General features: G+C 65.1%; 16 protein-coding genes. 6 read left to right on the top strand and 10 right to left on the bottom strand.

From position 1 onward, the window contains the following. Window positions 1-5 precede the first annotated feature (5 nt). The 5 genes from fxlA to ABD798_RS17945 all read right to left on the bottom strand — a co-directional run bounded on the left by fxlA (window position 6) and on the right by ABD798_RS17945 (window position 5,178). Window positions 6-176 (bottom strand): FxLD family lanthipeptide, encoded by a 171-nt coding sequence (gene fxlA / locus ABD798_RS17925; protein WP_344876178.1) that lies wholly within the window; start codon window positions 174-176, stop codon window positions 6-8. A gap of 172 nt (window positions 177-348) precedes the next feature. Then, window positions 349-831, bottom strand: a complete 483-nt coding sequence (locus ABD798_RS17930) for a GNAT family N-acetyltransferase (protein WP_344876180.1) — start codon at window positions 829-831, stop codon at window positions 349-351. Continuing rightward, on the bottom strand, window positions 828-3,881 hold the full coding sequence (locus tag ABD798_RS17935; protein ID WP_344876182.1) for an orotidine 5'-phosphate decarboxylase / HUMPS family protein: 3,054 nt from the start codon (window positions 3,879-3,881) through the stop codon (window positions 828-830). Before ABD798_RS17935 ends, ABD798_RS17930 begins: the two co-directional genes overlap by 4 nt. A 167-nt stretch (window positions 3,882-4,048) precedes the next feature. Continuing rightward, the gene (locus ABD798_RS17940) at window positions 4,049-4,273 is read right to left on the bottom strand and encodes a DUF397 domain-containing protein (protein WP_344876184.1); all 225 of its coding nucleotides are present in this window, start codon (window positions 4,271-4,273) and stop codon (window positions 4,049-4,051) included. Between the two features lie 38 nt (window positions 4,274-4,311). Then, window positions 4,312-5,178, bottom strand: a complete 867-nt coding sequence (locus tag ABD798_RS17945; RefSeq protein ID WP_344876186.1) for a helix-turn-helix domain-containing protein — start codon at window positions 5,176-5,178, stop codon at window positions 4,312-4,314. A 458-nt stretch (window positions 5,179-5,636) separates the two neighbouring features. Between ABD798_RS17945 and ABD798_RS17950 the strand changes: the two genes are divergently transcribed. From ABD798_RS17950 to ABD798_RS17960, 3 genes are all read left to right on the top strand, one after another. Further along, complete coding sequence (locus tag ABD798_RS17950; RefSeq protein WP_344876188.1) at window positions 5,637-6,113, top strand: hypothetical protein; 477 nt, start codon at window positions 5,637-5,639, stop codon at window positions 6,111-6,113. A 442-nt stretch (window positions 6,114-6,555) separates the two neighbouring features. Beyond that, window positions 6,556-8,637: an NACHT domain-containing protein gene (locus ABD798_RS17955; protein WP_344876190.1), complete on the top strand. Its 2,082-nt coding sequence runs from the start codon at window positions 6,556-6,558 to the stop codon at window positions 8,635-8,637. Then, a complete protein-coding gene (locus ABD798_RS17960; RefSeq protein WP_344876358.1) occupies window positions 8,638-9,918 on the top strand; it encodes a hypothetical protein in 1,281 nt (426 codons plus the stop codon). Window positions 9,919-10,102: 184 nt separating this feature from the next. On the opposite strand, the gene ABD798_RS17965 is transcribed toward ABD798_RS17960, so the two are convergent. Further along, window positions 10,103-10,435 (bottom strand): hypothetical protein, encoded by a 333-nt coding sequence (locus ABD798_RS17965; RefSeq protein ID WP_344876191.1) that lies wholly within the window; start codon window positions 10,433-10,435, stop codon window positions 10,103-10,105. Between the two features lie 80 nt (window positions 10,436-10,515). On the opposite strand from ABD798_RS17965, the gene ABD798_RS17970 reads away from it, so the two are divergent. Next, complete coding sequence (locus ABD798_RS17970) at window positions 10,516-11,070, top strand: hypothetical protein (protein ID WP_344876193.1); 555 nt, start codon at window positions 10,516-10,518, stop codon at window positions 11,068-11,070. A gap of 196 nt (window positions 11,071-11,266) precedes the next feature. Here ABD798_RS17970 and ABD798_RS17975 read toward each other — a convergent pair whose 3' ends face one another. Further along, entirely contained in the window at window positions 11,267-11,833 is a 567-nt protein-coding gene (locus ABD798_RS17975) for a hypothetical protein (RefSeq protein WP_344876195.1), read from the bottom strand. A 645-nt stretch (window positions 11,834-12,478) separates the two neighbouring features. On the opposite strand from ABD798_RS17975, the gene ABD798_RS17980 reads away from it, so the two are divergent. Beyond that, window positions 12,479-13,750, top strand: coding sequence for a DUF6602 domain-containing protein (locus tag ABD798_RS17980; RefSeq protein WP_344876197.1), 1,272 nt, complete (start codon window positions 12,479-12,481; stop codon window positions 13,748-13,750). Window positions 13,751-13,918: 168 nt separating this feature from the next. Further along, window positions 13,919-14,422 carry a hypothetical protein gene (locus tag ABD798_RS17985; protein WP_344876199.1) on the top strand — a complete coding sequence of 168 codons (504 nt, stop codon included), beginning with the start codon at window positions 13,919-13,921 and terminating at the stop codon, window positions 14,420-14,422. Between the two features lie 6 nt (window positions 14,423-14,428). Here the strand turns inward: ABD798_RS17985 and ABD798_RS17990 are convergent, their stop codons facing one another. From ABD798_RS17990 to ABD798_RS18000, 3 genes are read right to left on the bottom strand one after another with little or no spacing between them, the layout of a single operon-like run. Further along, a complete protein-coding gene (locus ABD798_RS17990; protein WP_344876201.1) occupies window positions 14,429-14,866 on the bottom strand; it encodes a peptide deformylase in 438 nt (145 codons plus the stop codon). A 16-nt stretch (window positions 14,867-14,882) separates the two neighbouring features. Beyond that, window positions 14,883-15,176, bottom strand: a complete 294-nt coding sequence (locus ABD798_RS17995) for a hypothetical protein (RefSeq protein WP_344876203.1) — start codon at window positions 15,174-15,176, stop codon at window positions 14,883-14,885. Further along, entirely contained in the window at window positions 15,148-16,032 is an 885-nt protein-coding gene (locus ABD798_RS18000; protein WP_344876350.1) for a zinc-binding dehydrogenase, read from the bottom strand. Before ABD798_RS18000 ends, ABD798_RS17995 begins: the two co-directional genes overlap by 29 nt. Window positions 16,033-16,311: the final 279 nt, after the last annotated feature.

A 16,311-nucleotide genomic window follows, 5' to 3' on the forward strand; every position in this document is an offset into this window, starting at 1 on the left:
TTCGTCTACATGCCGTTGCTGATGCACGAGCTGGCGCACGAGGGCGCGCAGCCGTCGTTGGTCGTGCACGCCGAGAGCGCGTGACCGTCCGGGACGTCGGTGATCACCATCAAGTCGAGCCCGAACGGGTCCGCGGCAGGAGCTGGTGTCGGCATGGCGGCGACGGTCGTCGTCATGGTGTCCCTCTCTCGAATCGGCTGAGCCCGTCCACAGCGGCAGCCAAGGCATCAACCTCGGTACCGCCGTTGAGCAGGGGTTCGTTGTGTACTCAGCCTGCGCCGCAGCGCATCGACAAGACAGGGAGTGACGCGGGAGTCGTGCACCAGTTCGCCCCCGGTGCCGCCCGCTCTAGTTCGACAGGAGCAGCTCGTAGACGGCGCGGTCCTTGCCCGGCCCCTTGAAGTCCTTCTTCACCCAGACGCCGTTGTCCTCGTAGTCTCCAGAGACATTGAGGAAGCCCAGCGCGGTCCACGCAGCGTGCGCAGCGGCGTTGCCCGGCTCGGAGGTCAGCCACAGCCTCCGGCAGCCCCAGCGCACCGCCTGTTCGCGGACCTGGCCGAGCAGCGCGGCGGTGATGCCGGTGCGCCGGTGCTCGGGGTGCACCATCACGTCCTGGACGTAGATCTCCTCCGGGTTGTCCTGGCTGCGCATCGCGATCACCGAACCGACCACCTCCCCGTTGACCTCGCCGAGCGGGCATGTGCTGGAGAACAGCGCGCTGTAGGCCCAGTAGTCGGAGTGCGTGCGAGCGCGGATGAACGGAGCGCCAAGGTCCATGAGGGCGATGACCTGCGGGATGTGGTGCACGCGCAACGGGATGATCGTGGTCAACGCAGGTGCCTTTCAGGGTTGGCGTGAACGAGTTCGGCCATGCGGCGCGCGGCCGTCACGGGGTTGACCGCGTCGGTGACCGCACGGCCCACGATGAGGATGTCCCAGTCGGTGCTGCCGATGATCGCGTGGTCGGTAGTGGAGAAACCGCCGGAGAGCGCCACCGGCAGGCGGGTCCGTGACCGGATGGTGCGGGCGCGGGCCAGGGCGGCAGTGCTGGCGATGCCGAGGTCGATGTTGGTGGTAACGGTGAAGCCGTCAACGCCGACGCGTTCCATCTCGGCGATCCACCGCTGTGTCAGCTGCGTGGTGGGGACGTCGAGCACGATGGGAACGCCGAGCCGCCGACCGGCTTCTACTGCGGCGGAGACGCTGGAGACGGTGGACGGGCCGATGAGCAGGATGACGTCCGCGCCGGCTTCGGCGGCTGCTTCGACCTGATCGCGTCCCCAGTCCGCCGACATCATCTCCGCGACGACCAGCGTCTCCGGGGCAGCGCGTTTGATCTGCTCGACGGCGTCGAGTCCGGCTCGTTTGATCAGCGGGTCACCGACCTCCAAGAAGTCCGCGCCCGCCTCTGCTGCTGCTCGGGCCACGGACAGAGCGTCGTCGATGTCCTGCATGTCGAGCGCGACCTGCAACGAGCGTCGCCCGCGCCGACGACGAAACGCTTCCCGCGAATCCTCACGGGGACTGGCCTCCTCGACCGGAGCGGCGAGCGCTTCCGCTTCGCGTCGCACCAGCCACGAGGCGCTGCCCGCCGCCGTGCGCAGCAACGTCTCCTGCACGAGAGCCGGAAGGCGTGTCCACCCCGTTCGGCTCTCTCTCAGCAGCCCAAAGAGCGCACGATGGGTTCCCCGCGTGACTTCGCGTTGACCAATCGCGTTGTGCAGCAGCAGAAAACGCTGCGCGTTGGGTTGCACATGTGCTGGCGCTGTCGACCAGGTCGCGTCGGTGGTGAGCACCTCCAGCGCGGAGCTCACCAGGTCGTTCTTATCGGCGACGAGCACCGCGTGCAGCGCTTGGTCTCGAACGTGCCAGTTCTCATCGCACAGCAGGGTGCGCAAGTGCCTGCACGCGATCTCGGTCGGCAGGTGCCGCAGGGTCAGTGCCGCCGCCGCTCGAACCTTGTAATCGGCATCGCTCACAAGCCGTTGCAGCACAAGGACATCGGATGCGATCAGCGTGGACTGACCGCTGCCCACGCTGTGAGCGAGCGCTGCTCGCACGCGCCAGCTCTCGTGTCCCAATAGTGCCTCGAGTCTCGCATATCCGTCGCCGGAGAACAGGTACGCGTGCCGTGCGAGAAAGGTGGCCTCCTCGCCGCTGTCGAGGTCGGCCGCGGCCAGTAGCGCGCGGACCGAGGCGGCGTCCAGCACGTTCTCGACGCATTCCCGCACGGCTTCCCAGACCGCGACGCCGAACCGGCGCAGTACGCCTAGCAGCCACAGCGGCCCATCGTCAGCGAGCGCGGAGTACAGGGCGGGGAATCGCAGCAGCGCGCGAACGAGGTCAACGGCGCCGTCCTGTTCACAGCGTCGAGCGCACGCCCGCAGCACCTCCGGCGAGACGAAGCCGCAGCCTCCCTCGAACGCAGCGATAAGCATCAACGGCAGCGCCGTTCCCAGCGAGATCGTCGGCGAGACCGCCGCGGCAGCAAGCAGCCCGGGATCGTCGGCGTCCAGGCAGTTCAGCGTGAGCTCGAAGACGCCCCGCGCCCGAGCGGACCCGCCAGCACGGACCGCAAGCTCGTTGAACGCGGAGATCGCCGACGCTGACCGGCCGCGCTCGCGCAGCAACTCCGCGAGCCGCCTCGCCAAGAAGAATTCGCCCACGACATCGTGGACGAACTCCACCTTGCCGTCCGCGCGAGCGCGTACCAGCGCGGCAGTCCCCGGCTCCAGCGGGGTGGAGTGCCCGCGCGTGACCGGTGTGGCGAGCGTGCTTGGGATCAGCTCGCGCATGCTCTGCTGGGCCAGATCGCCCAACTGTTCGTGGAGATGGTGGCCGGCGGGCAGGAGCGCGCAGACGCACTCCTCGATCAACCCGTAAGCGGTGCCGCTCGTCGTCACACCCGCCCGACCCGCAGCGCGCACCAGCTGCATATACAACGGCAACCGCGCCAACTGCTGCACCGAGGACGGCAATTCACCGAACGCCGGGCCGCCCGAACGTGAGCTGTCCCAAACCGAACGGGCCTCGACCAGCGTCCACGGCGCGCAGGCGAAGGGCTGCGGCCCAGACCGAGCTCCCGCCGGTGAGAAACACGCCGCGGTGAGCACCGGATGCGCGGAGGTGTCGACCGTCGGCGGCGTTCGGATCACCAGCAGGAAACGAAGACGCGGCGACGGGGTCTGACGAACGATCGCATCAACCTGACGACCAACGCGCTGAAGCTGCTCCTGCGTCGCGATCCCGTCGATCACCACCACGCACGTCCGCGCCAACGACGAGCTCTCGGCCTCCAACGTCAACAAGGCGTCATCGCCACCGGGCAGCGACCCGTAGCGCAAGATCTCGCGGGCCACATCTAGCGCGGCGGGGTCCCACGCGTCGACGGCGAAGAGCTGGAAGTCGGCCTTCGCCGCCAGCCCGCCGGCCAAGTGGTGGGTGAGCGCGGTCTTACCGGAACCAGCTGGCCCAGACAGCAAATACACGCGCGAGGACGAGGCCAAGAACTCCTCCAGCCGCTCCACCGCACCCACCGGCGGCACATACGGCAGAAGCGCGAACTCCTCGCGCTGCCGCAGCGACTCCAACAACACCTCGGTCCGACCAGCCGACCCGCGCCCCAATGTCCCCGCCGCCACCATCGTGACCGGCAACGACGCCTCGAACCGCGCCCGCACATCCTCCGGAGCACGAGCGAGATCGACATCCAAAGCCTGCTGAGTCCGCGGTTGGAGGGAGACGCCCTTCTCCCACCCGAGCACGGCCTTCTCATCGAAGCCCAAGTGCGCGGCGAACTCCTTCGCGCTCATCCGCCGCGCATCCCGCAACGCCCTGGTCTCGCGCCCTGTCCACGTCCTGACCACCAGCGCCACAAGCACACCTCCCAGCCTCAGCACTAAGTCGGAGACACATGAACATCGGCCCTCTCCAGAGGTGCCGACAGCAGTTGAAGTTCGGCGAATCCAGCCGCGATGTCGGGCCACAGGTGCGCGGTGTCGGTGGAGATCGCCCGCTTCAGGTGCGGGCCGACCCGGAGCCCGTCACTTCAATCTGGGGGTGCTGAGGTGCCGGTTCGGAGCCAGTCGATGAAGGCGTAGAAGCGGACGGGGGCGAAGGCGAGGACGGGGCCGCCTGGGTCCTTGGTGTCCCTGATGCCGACGGCGTTGCTGCTCCAGCCCACCTGCACGCATTGGTTCTGTGGGGGCCCGCTCCGCGAGGACGTCCTCCACTCGGTGAAGTTGGTGTCGAGGTTCGAGTCCGTTGTGCTCATCTGTCGTTTCGCCCCTTCCACTTCTAGTTTTGTTGCTGTTACAGCGAGTTGGCGATGTCGAGGAGGGTTTGCCGGGTCTGTTCGGGGCCGCTGGCTGCTGCTTTTTGGTAGTCCCACAGGGTTCGGTAGCTCTTGGTGGCTTCGGGGCCGACGACGTAGTCGCCGCCGATGTGCTGTTCGAGGTAGATGATGTCCACTGCCGGCTTGGTGTCAAAGCCGAAGATCGTGTAGTCGTGGCCTTGGCCCATGTAGTAGCCCGCGCTGAAGGGGACGACCTGCAGTTCGACGTTGGGTCGGTCGATGGTGTCGACGAGCTTGGTGAGCTGGTGGCGCATGTCCGGCCCGCTGGCGCCTCGGCGCAGGGCGGCTTCGTCGATGATGAACCAGAACTGCCGCTGCGCGTCGTCGAGCGCTCGTTGGCGTTCAAGGCGGTCGGCGGTGTACTGATCGATCGCTTCCGGTTCCAGTGATGGGCGCCAGGCGCGGGCGTTGCGCCGCATGTAGTCCTCGGTTTGCAACAGCCCGGGTATCACCAGCGCCTGGTAGGCGAAGTAGCGGTGACAGGTGGGTTCCATGTCGACCAGGAGTCGAAGGTACTGCGGGAACCTCGTGCTGAACGTGCCCTTCTTGCGGCGTCGGCCGCTCTCGGCCTGCAGGTCGCGCGTGTAGGCGCGATCGACCTCGCTGGCGCTGTAGAGGCCCAGTAGTGCCTCGAGTTCATCAGCCCTGACGCCGCTGTCCTTCTCGATCCGGGCGACTTTCTGCTGCGGCCAACCCAGCCGGGCCGCGACTTGCTCCTGCATGAGGCCGGCGAGCTTGCGCTGCCGAGCGAGCTCCGAGCCCAAGACGATCTTCAGCACAGCCGGCGAGAGCTGCTGTCCCTGATCCACGTCGAGATCCTCCACGCCTCCAGGATGCCCGGTCGCGCGAGCACGGTTGAATCACCCCATCGGCGGGCTATTTAATTCGTGTACACGGGTTACGGTCTGGTTGTCAGCATTTGACCTGCTAGCCAGAAGGAGGGCAGGGCGATGAGTACACAGATTAGTGTCGCCCCCGCGATGACGATCGCCACGGCACTCCTTCTCCTGGTGGGCTGCGTGGCCGGAGCCGGAGTCGGGTGGTGGTACCTGAGCGACAAGCGCCGCATCGCGCGCTGTCGGCGACAGGTGCCACAGCCCCCGCGCCCCGAGACTCCGCTGACGACGGTCGCCGCCCTGCGCCTCCAGGGCGTGATGACGACCGTCGCCCGGCCACGCAGCTCACGCCCCACCACCCGCCGAACTTCCGCGCATCGGCGAACTCCCGCACACCGGCCACCTCATGTGGCCACATCCGCCTGCCCGCAAGGAGATGGTCCGCCGTGACCACGTCGACCACCGACAGCTCGCCCGCACATCTCGATCCCGTCGCGCAGCGGTGCGCCAGCTACCGCCGCGACTTCAATCTGCCCGCCCGCTTCGAGGCACCCTCGCGGTGCATCGTCCTGCCCCTCGGTCACCTCGTTGGCGCGGTCTCGGTGCCACGCGGGCAGGGAGACCGTGTGCTCACCGAACTCAGGATGCGCTTCCTGGGCGGACCGATCGTCGAGAACCTCGAGACCCGGCGATGGACGTTCATCACCGGACCCGGCTCGGTCATCCTCAGCCACGCCTTCGCCGAACTCGCGAAGTTGCGCGCGACGATCGGAACGACCGGCGACATCGTGCGGCTCCCCACGCCGGATGAGGAAGCTCGCGGCGTGCTCCGCTGGGTACGCGCCCCTCAAGCACGGCGCGCACTCCCGGCCCACACCGCCGTGATCGCCACGCTCCGAATCCTGGCCACCCGGCCCTGCTGAACCCCGCAACATCGGTGTTGCGGCCACGACTCCGGTGGGCCGAGACGAACACCCCGAAACGTCTCGGGTCACCGGATTCCACACCGGTTTCCTTGCCGTACCTCCATGGCGCCGTGACTACATCACGGCTACAGCTCGGCGAGCACGGCAGCGCCCTCATGAACACTAGTTCTCATCGGCACGGCACTGCCTCCGCGGAGACCCGCCTGGACCGCTCCATCGGGCCTTCTGGCCTAGCTCGAACTCGGTGCAAGCCCGGATGATCGATTCGCGGTCCACAGGACGGGTCCGGTTTAGGGCCAGTCTGAACCGGGCGGTCTTGAACCACTGAGCGATCACATGCCGCACGAGCGCGGCGAAGGGCAGCGCATACAGGGAAAGGTAAGTCAGCATCCGATCTCCACGTCCTCGGTGTTGGGAGTGTCGATCGTCGGAGACCCGTGTGGTTTGGCGCTATCGTGACAAACTCAGCGCCAAACCCTTTGCGGAGAAACAGGAGTTCCACCCAATGCCAGGCGGGCGTCCGCGCACCTCCCCGAGCAAGAGCGAGCTCCACACCTTCGCCGAGCACCTCTCCACTGTTAGAAGGTCGACTGGGCTAACCGTCGCCGATGTTTTGCGACGCACCGGAATCGCGGACAAGGCCGGCTACGAAATCTTCCGTGCCCAGCGCCTGCCTACCAAGACTCAGGCCGACGCTCTGGCAAGGGTGCTCGGGAGCAGCGTTGTCGAGTCGTGGAGAGTCGCCAAGGCTGCGGTCGAGCGCGCCGAACTCGCGCAGCGCGACACGGTAAACCTGAGGTCGTGGGACGACCTCCCCAACCCCGACCCAGCACTCACCAAGATCCTGCGAGCTCAGCTCGCAGTGGCTGACCGCTTCCCATACGAGCTGCTCGGCGTCGACGCACCTAAGGTGTCCTCCCTCTACATCCCGGAACGGTTGCGCTGGGAGAACCCGACGAGCGCTGACACCACCCTCACCACGATCAGCGCCGCCCTGGCCAAGCACCGCAACATTCTCATCACCGCTGAACCAGGTGGCGGGAAGTCCATGGCCGCGCGCAGGGTGGTGTGCCGGATCGCTGCCAGGTGGTTACGTGACAACGGCACCGACGTCCCCCTGCCTGAGCCGGTCGCCGCCATCTACCTGCCGGCAATCGACATCGCACCCGGTAGGCCATGGGCGGAATCGGTGGCCGACGCCCTGGTGCGGTCAGGTCGGTTCCACGCCCGCCCCGCTGCTGAGCTCTTCGCTGAACGAGCCCAGGGAACCCGCTGGCTGATCGTCGTCGACGGGCTCGACGAGATCGCCGACCGCGAGACCCGCCGCGCAGTACTCGAACTACTCGGCGACCTCATGCGCGGTGGTGGTCCTTACCGCTTCGTCCTGGTGTCGCGCCCGCTGCCGGAGGACGAACTACGCCTCCTCGACCGTGCTCTGCCCCGGTTCGCCTTGCAACGCTTCGACGCTGACCGGCTGTGCCAGTTCAGCGACCGGTGGTTCGCCAACAAGGAGGTGCCGGAAGGCACTGCCGAACGGTTCGTCACCGCAGTGTCGGAAGCCGATCTAGGCGAGGTAGTCGCCGTACCGCTGTTCGCGACCATCGCCGCCGCTGTGGCAGGCACTGGCTCCCCCGAGGATCTGCCTCGCTCCCGTCTAGATCTCTACGAACGCTTCGTCGGCGAACTGCTTGAGGCCCGTTCTCCAAGCGACATCTTGTCGCCGTACCCGCGATGGTTGCGCTCCCAGCGAGTGCCGCTACTGGAACACCTTGCTCAGTCGCACCTCGCCAACGGGGTCGTCCACCTCGTTGCCGCTGAACACTGGGTCGACCGAATGTGCCCGGCGGGGCTAACCAGCCCGCGGAACGCCGCCGCCGAGATCCGGCACAGCCTTATCGAAACCGGAGTCGTCACCGTCGACGACACGGTGGTTCGTTTTCCACACAAGTCCATTGCCGAATACTTGGCCGCTAGGGCTCGTGCTACCCGCATCCCAGCCTACTTTCCCGATCTTAAGTCTTTCCTGGAAAGGAACTCTCACGGGGGCAGGCGGAACTTGATGATGCTGACAATCGCCGCCTGGACACGGCAGCCAGGAAACGACCCGGCCCTGGCATTTCGCCACTTGCTCGGCTCGCCGAATCTTCTTCCAGAAGCCGTAGACCTGATCAAAACCGGCGTCACCCCGGGACCGGAAATCGAAAAAGCATTAATAACTCGCATCCTCATAAATTGCCGAGACGAAGATTTTTCGGACAAGGCGGCCCACGAACTGCTCGTTCAGCTGGGACCTCGACGCGTGAGCCGTCACCTCTTCACTGAAATACTGCTGAACGCAAGCCGTAAACCACGGAAACTGGCCTTGGCTGCCAAGACATACGCCGCGATGTTCGACCGAGATGAGGCTGCCAGCATCCTCACGAACATTTCCCAAACAGCTGACACGAGCGCACTAAGCGACATAGCCGCGCATTTCGACGCAATCGGCATGTCATCATCAAGCATCGATCTATACCGCTGAGTGGCGAAGGCAGAAAACTCCACTCCACTCCAACGAGCAGGAGCCGCTTACCAACTGGCAATCTGCGGGAACCGGAACGTCGACGACGCCGCGTGGCGAGCCTTCGACGAAGCAGACTACAACACCAACGCCTGCGAACTCGCCGCAGAAGCGCTGTTAACCGAGCATGGCGACTGCGTCGTACCTCAGATCCGCGATCGACTCCACGAGAAAGGCATGTGCACCTGGATGTGGAGCGAGATCGCATTGCTCTTCGCCGAGGAAGGCGCCGAAGCCGAAGCTCTCGATCTGGCCGCAGCTGTATTGAGGACGCGATGCGATCTACTCGACGACGGCACCCGGGCCATTGAAGCCATGGCGATCGCGTTGCGATCCCGAGAACCCGAGGAGGCTGTCGCGACCATTCTGCGGCATGCCGCACAGCGTCCCGACTATCTCGGTATGGCCATCACCAAGCTCGCCGCACAAGGTGCCGAGCGTGCAGCCCTGATCCTCGCGCGAAGGTGCCTCTCGGAGGAAAAGGCCGATTCCTGGTACCTCGTGGCGGCTATCGAGGCCACTCTGATAGACAGGTCGTCGCAAGACGCAGCAAGCATCGCGGAGTTGTTACTCCACCCAGATCTGACCACCGGTGAGCGTCTCCAGCTCTGCTCAGGCAGCATCGTCCCGATCGCTGTCGACACCGTCCGGGCAATCTGCAAACCCGTACTGGCAGAGCCAGGTTCGACCACCAGCGATCTCACCATGGCGACATCGATGTGGCTCGATCGTACAAACGGACTCGAAGCTACGACTGTCGTTGAGTTGCTGCGCAAACACGTTCTACCACCCAACGCTCTCGTGAACGTACTCCGGACCTTCGCACGCACCGACTCTCTTTCCAAGGCTGTCGAGCTGGTTGAGACGCTGATGCGAGACATAACCATCGAAGCGGAAAGCATCGCCGAAGGGCTACGACTGTGTGCAGACCACCTGCCCAAGGACGCACTCGACCGACTCGTCCCGCTCGTCTCTGGACGCTTACTCGGAAGCGAGCGCACCCACATCGCCGACGTGCTGGGCGGGGTGGGGCGGCCAGATCTCGCGCTGCCGCTCTGGCGCACGGCCCTGATCGACCCGTCCACCTCGATCGCCGACCGCATCACCGCGGCCGACCAGCTGGTCATCTTCGGTTCCGCCGACTCCGCGGCGGCGACGCTGATCGAGGCGGGCCAGAGCGAAGGGGTGACCGAAGCCGAAGCCAGGACATTGCACAGGCTGGCCGCCTGGATCAGGGCTTAGAACCGTCAAGCCTGTTCGCCTCGCCGAGCAGGAAGTCTTCGCATCTGCCAGCACCGTGGTCTTCTCCTCAGCGGCGAACTTGAACGCCAGCACGCCACGCGGTGAATTCGATCGGGTCCTGGCCGTGGCGTAGGCGTCACGGCCGACCAGCCACCAGGTCGCCGAAGCTCTTGAAACGACCTTCCTACAATTCCAGACGGTACCCCGCTGCGGTAAGCGCGTTCTCCAGCTCGGGATAGCGGTAGTAACTGTCATCCGAAGTGGCCTGGGATTGGACCGCTGAGAGGAAGGCAACGAACACCGGCGGCTGGGCGGTCCCCAAGTATGCCGTCGCACGGTACAAGGCAGTCGCCAGCTCGGGCATCCGTGCGGCCTGACGGCACTGGTCGTTGCCAGCCCAAACCGTCAGGGCCTCCGACAGGTGCTCCACGGTCAGAAACGGGGCAAGCTGCACAAGAAGCTGCTCGACCTGCTCACCTGTGCGGTAGTTCCGCGCCTCGCGCAGAAGGCCGATCACGGTGGTGACGAAGTAGGGAGCGGCAACGGCGATTCCTGCGCCTACCGCCTGGCCGTCCCGAAGATTTTGGAGCCGCAGCGATGACCGTCCCGGATGTGTACTTGCTGGCGTTGCACGAGCCCTACCAGACCCCGCAGCATCCGGTGCCGGTCAACGCGACGGTCGTGCACGCGCTGACCCTGCTGCACCCGGCGGTCCCGCAACCAGACGGCGGCCGGGTCTTCCGCTGCCTGACCGAGTTCCCCGGACGCGTTCCCGGGGAGGTGGTGCCGCTGTCCACGTTGACCTTCGAACTCGACGGCAGGCGCCTGTGGCCGCAAGTTGCCGATTGGGAGCGGGTCGTGGAGGCGGTCGTGGACATCGCACGGCATCAGGGGTGCGACGCGATGCCGCTCGGGCTGCCGGAGGCAACGGTCGTGGCGCTGGCCAGCGGGCCGGAGACCGTGCACGAGCTGTACTACCCCGACGGCGGGCGTGCCCAGTCCGGCCCGGCCGAGCGGCGGCAGCACTTGGAGGAGATGACCGGGCACGTGCGCCGCTTCGTCGAGCAGGGACCGTTCTGGCCCGGCGCGAACCTCGTCGCTCGCCCACGCCAGCCGCAGGTCATGCCGTATCAGCCCTACCGCAGCCGGTAGTGCATGCGGCCGAGGCGGGCACACGGGCGTGGTCGCGGGGAGGCGTTCGCGGGTTCCCGGCAATGAGGGCTTCCTCGCCCTGCGCGACCGCAGCCACGACGCTTAGCAGTGGGCGATGGCCGTGGGAGACTTCGTCACGTTGAGGTCTCCCACGGCCATCTCGCCGGAGGAATCGCTTACTGGCCAACGAGATTGATCAGCAAGCGGTGTCCTTGTACCGGTCCGCACGGCGGCAGATTAGGCCGATCTCAGACTCTCCGTGGGCGGTGGCCCGGATGAACTGCAGCCAGTTCGTGGCGGTGAGCACCCATTCTTTCTCGGCGAGGTGCACCGTCCACTCCACCAGCTGGGCCCAGGTGCTGCATCGCTCGACCGCGAACCAGTAGCAGCCATCGCACCCGTCGTCCCGATGGGGATTGCACTCATCACAGTGGACCTGCCACTGCGCGTCCTCGGGCTCGGACTCGTCGAGCAAGTCGGCCATGGAGATGCCGCCCCCAAGAGGACCTTCCTCGGCTGCTTTCGCTTCCCGCTGCTTCTGTGCGGCAGCTCGGGCCCGCTCGACCTGCTGCACCTCGTACATCGCGATGTGGATGGCGCCTCCGCCTGCCGGGATGTTGCGGCGGCAGGTGAAGCACACGGCCCGCAGCTGAACAGAAGGCCGTCCCGACGCGGTGTGGGCAGCGCGGGTGTGGTTGTCGCCGGTCTTGTCCATCTCGGCGCGGATCGCCCTCTTGCGGGCACGGTTGCTGTTGCTGGACATACCGTTCCTCCGCGTAGTCCCACACCCTGCGCAGGTCGGCTTCCAGACACGGAGTCACGCGCCACGCTGCGTCGGAGACGGCTTGTCCTTCATGACAGCGCCGGTGTGGGCGGCGTGCTGCTCGGAGTCGGGCGGGCGTGTCCGCCACCTCCCAGTGTATCTCCAGGAAGAGCGTGGCCCGAGGACTGCATGTCGACCTGACCCACCAGTACTGCGACATCCATACCATCGCCGTAACCGACTACGTTCCCCACTCCACTCCGCGCCTATATCGCGGCCCCTCTGGCGCGCCCACGGCTGTGATCACCCTCGGACACGACGGATGGGTACTGCCCAAAGCCGGAGTGCACTTCACTTGGACACTTAACCGCGAACTGTAAGCACTACGACCTGTGTCCGCGTGCTTCGAACCGAATTTGCACTGCAGTAGCTGGATTTTCCGCAACACCCCGCGACACGGGATGCACCGGCTCAGCTTGATCACTCACACGTCGACGGTAGGCTTCGTGCAGAAGCCGAATGTCACGTTCCCGCGTGCGTTTGCAGACCGGACAGGTAACAGCGCTGGCATCTTGCCAGCTGGCGCCGATGCTGTAGACAGCGTACCGGTACACCTGACCGTGGAAGCTGGGATGGTCGCAGGTCATGATTCGCACCGTTGCCGAACTGCTGTCGGAAGTCGTTCGGGCCGAGCTTCCGTTGCTCGATGCAAGCGACATCAAACACGCGCCCACTATCGGCGACATGTACGAGGGCCTTTCTGCCGAACTACTCGCGCGCGCAATTCCCGAAGGCTTAGACTTGAAGGTGGTCACGGGTTTTGCGACGGACGGAGCCGGAAATCTCTCCGGCCAGTTGGATTGCATGGTGGTCCGCGGCGAAGGGGAACCGGTCCCGTACACGAAGGCGTTCGTCTGGCACGTCAAGGACATCATCGCCGTTATCGAGGTCAAGAAAAACCTTCACAGCGCCGAGATGGCCGATGCACTCGAACAACTGCGATCGGTCAAGAAGCTTGAGAGTGATTACAGGAGCAATGCAGGACCTCAGCGCGTGGACATCAGGCCAGCCTTAACAGCATTCGCTGAGACGACTCGTCGGGTTGCCCCCCAAGACATCAACGAGCTTTCGACCGAGGATCAGCTTATTTTCCATACGTTGGTCATCGAGCAAGTCTCCATCATCCGTATTGCATTGGGCCTTCATGGGTTCAAGAGTGAATTGGCATTTCGCAAGGCGCTTGTCGATATCCTTCAAGTCAACATCGGAGTCGATGGCTTCAGTCCTGGCAGCTTTCCTCAGCTGATCATCTCCGGCAGTTACTCCCTGTTCAAGGCCAACGGGCGCCCTTACTCGACGCGTTTGACCAACGGCGACGAATGGCCTTTCTACCTATCAACTCCCGTCAACCCATTGCTCCTCCTTCTAGAGTTCATCTGGACGCAGCTTGACGAGCTCTTCAACATGCCCGATTTGTGGGGCGAAGATATGGATCTTGAGATACCACGCGCACTACTGTTCGCAAAGGGCGATCCTCATGGTTGGCATGTCAGATTTGTTGACCCATCCAAGGAAGAACTGAGAGCGGCCCCAACGACACGGCCCTGGGAGCCCGCCTTTGTCACCTTGGAAGAGTTCGTGGTTCTGCAACAGCTATCCGCAGGCAAGAAAATCGCCATGGACGACGAGAAACTCCTATCATGGCTTCGACAGTGCGACGTCAAGCCAGAGACACTGCGCGACAACCTTCTGGAGACCAGCCTAGTAGCGATACAAGGCCAGGAACTACGGCTCATTGCCCGCGACTGCCTCTGCGCAATCCTTCCCACGGGGGAATACGTCGCCGCCGAGAACAACACCGGCAGATTGACCCGCTGGATCGCCAAGCAGTACCCCTCTGCGTCGAACCCGACATAAGAGGTGGTAGTTACCCGTCCGACCTATGCAAGGACCGCCCTATCAACGTCCCCCGCCACCGGTGACGCCGCTCATGCTCTGCACTTCCCGTCTCGGTCGGTGTGATCACAGCAACCGGGGCTGTGATTCTCGAATGCCTCAACGCCTGACCCGTCGTAGAGTCGCGGCGTGGAGCAGTGGCCCCGGTCCGAGGACGAGCGGTATCTACGGTTGGCGCTGCGTGCGTTGGACGCGGCAGCGCAGCGGTTGGCGCTCCAGCGGCACGACGTCGAGCAGGCGTACGCCGCTGTCGGTGAGGTGTTGTTCTGGGCGCGGTCGCGCGATGAAGGGTTCGAGAAGCTTTTCCCGTCCACGTACCGTGCTGCTCGCCAGTCCGACGACGAGGGCAGCCTGCTACCCGGTATCCAGTGGGCACGGAATCGGATCGGGCATCAACGGGCGGTTGTGATCAACAAGCATCACGGGACCGAGGTCGGTTTCTGGGTGCTCGGGGAAGGTGTTCTCGGCACGAGAGATCACATGATGTGGTCTCCCGTGGCCGCAATTCCTCCCGGAACAAGCCCCTTCGGCAGAGACGTCTATGAATCGCGGCTGGCGGGGCGCGATGTCATGGAGGCCGTTAATGCGGCCTGTATGTGGCTTGCTCGGGCTCGGGAACAGTTCCCGTCCTGAGCCGACTCAGCGGTAGTTCCATTTCTGCCCGGTTCCTGTGTACTGCTCCACGGAAATCGTGCTGACCCCGGAGCGCATCCGATCCGTGTAGAGACGACCTTCGAGGTGGTCGATCTCGTGCGCGACCAAGCGAGCAAGTCCCTGCACGAACGTTGCGATTCTGGCATTTCCATCGATGTCGGCGTATTCGACGTCGATGGCCAGCGGACGCGGCACCATCTCCCGGACGCCGAAAAAGCTGAGGCGTCCTTCGTACTTCTCGTCGGCCTCAGCCGACTCGTCGATCACGCGCGGGTTCAGCAACGTGATCAGCTCTCCCTCGGGGGTGCGCACGAGGGCGGCCGCTCGGCCGATCCCGACCTGCGGGGCGGCGATTACCATTCCTTTACCGAACGTGTGGACCTGGGACACACGCTCCATCGATGCAGCGAGCAACCACAACACGACGAGCGTCCTCGGCCTAGGCGGGCAGGTCGAACGGGCGGGCCTGCTCGCGCAAAATGACTTCTCCGGCCTGCACGATCCCGATGTCTCTCATCTGCTGCGTGGGAGTGGTCACGACGGAAGCCTTTCCGGCCTGATTGCCGGGTTTCATACGCCATTCCAGCCGATACCGGGCATGCATTGGTGGATTCTCGGCCATCCACGAAAAGCGCACACGGTCGGCCAGTTCGACGCGACGGATTGGCGACCGAAACGGTAACCCATCCATTTGCATCCCGGTTTCAGTTCGATCGAGCGCGAGCTTGAGCATGCCGGGGTTCCGTCGCTGGCCTCGGACGAGCCGATGGCCTTGGACGGGCGGCGCGCCGGGAGAAGACGTTGCAGGCGGTCTCGAACTCGTCGAAGCGGTAGCGGTGGGTAATGTAGCGCTCCGCGTCGAGTCGGCCCGCGGCCAGCATCCGCAGCAGGCGCGGCGTGAAGTTGGTGTCGACCACGCCCGTGGTGAGCGTGATGTCGCGGATCAACAGCTCTTCGAGGTGCAGCGTGGCGGGCTTGCCGTGCACGCCGACGTTCGCGGCCTGGCCGCCGGGGTGGACAAGGCGGGTGCACAGCTCGAAGCTCTCCGGCACCCCGATCGCCTCGATCACGGTGTCGGCGCCGAGGTCGTCAGTCAGCTCAGCGATGACGGTCATCGGGTCGTCGGAGGCGTTGATGGCGATATCCGCGCCGAACAGCTTGGCGGCGTCCAACCGCGAGCCCGCGAGGTCGACCACGACGACCGTGTCACCCGGGGTGACGCGCCCATTGAGCACGCCTACCTCGTAGGAGGTCGGGAGGATGTCGGCCAGCATCACCGCGGCGGCGTCGCAGACTGCCTCCGGCAGCAGGTGGGTGGAGGTGTCGGCGAAGGACACCCGGACGTACTCGGCCTGCGTGCCGTCGATGGTGTGCCCGAGCGTCCACCCGCCGCCGCCCTGGCACCGGCCGTAGGTCCCGGTGCGGCAGCAGTCGCAGCGCCCGCAGGCGGTGATGCAGGAGATCAGCACCCAGTCGCCGGGCTTGCGGCCCAGCACGGCGGGGCCGACGCTCTCGATCGTGCCGACCGCCTCGTGGCCGAGGACGCGGCCCGCCTCCACCTCCGGGACGTCACGCTTAAGGATGTGCAGTTCAGTGTGGCTGGATCAGGACCTTTGCGCGTTCAGAACGTCACGGAAGGTTCCAGACGATCAACGGGACGAGGGCGTGCGTCGGCGAGCAAGTTCACGGCTCGTTCTCGACCTCGATGAATCGAGCACCCGACTGGATCGAGTCGTGAGGTAGTCGTGTCGGACGTGCCGAACTTCGATCTTGTGCGACACAGACTCCTTTACTCGGCCGATTACACTGGTAGCTGACCTCGAAAAACCGACCGGAGCACGCCGCTTCGACCCTCCACGACTGGGGGT

The organism is Allokutzneria multivorans (assembly GCF_039537405.1).
Lineage (GTDB): Bacteria > Actinomycetota > Actinomycetes > Mycobacteriales > Pseudonocardiaceae > Allokutzneria > Allokutzneria multivorans.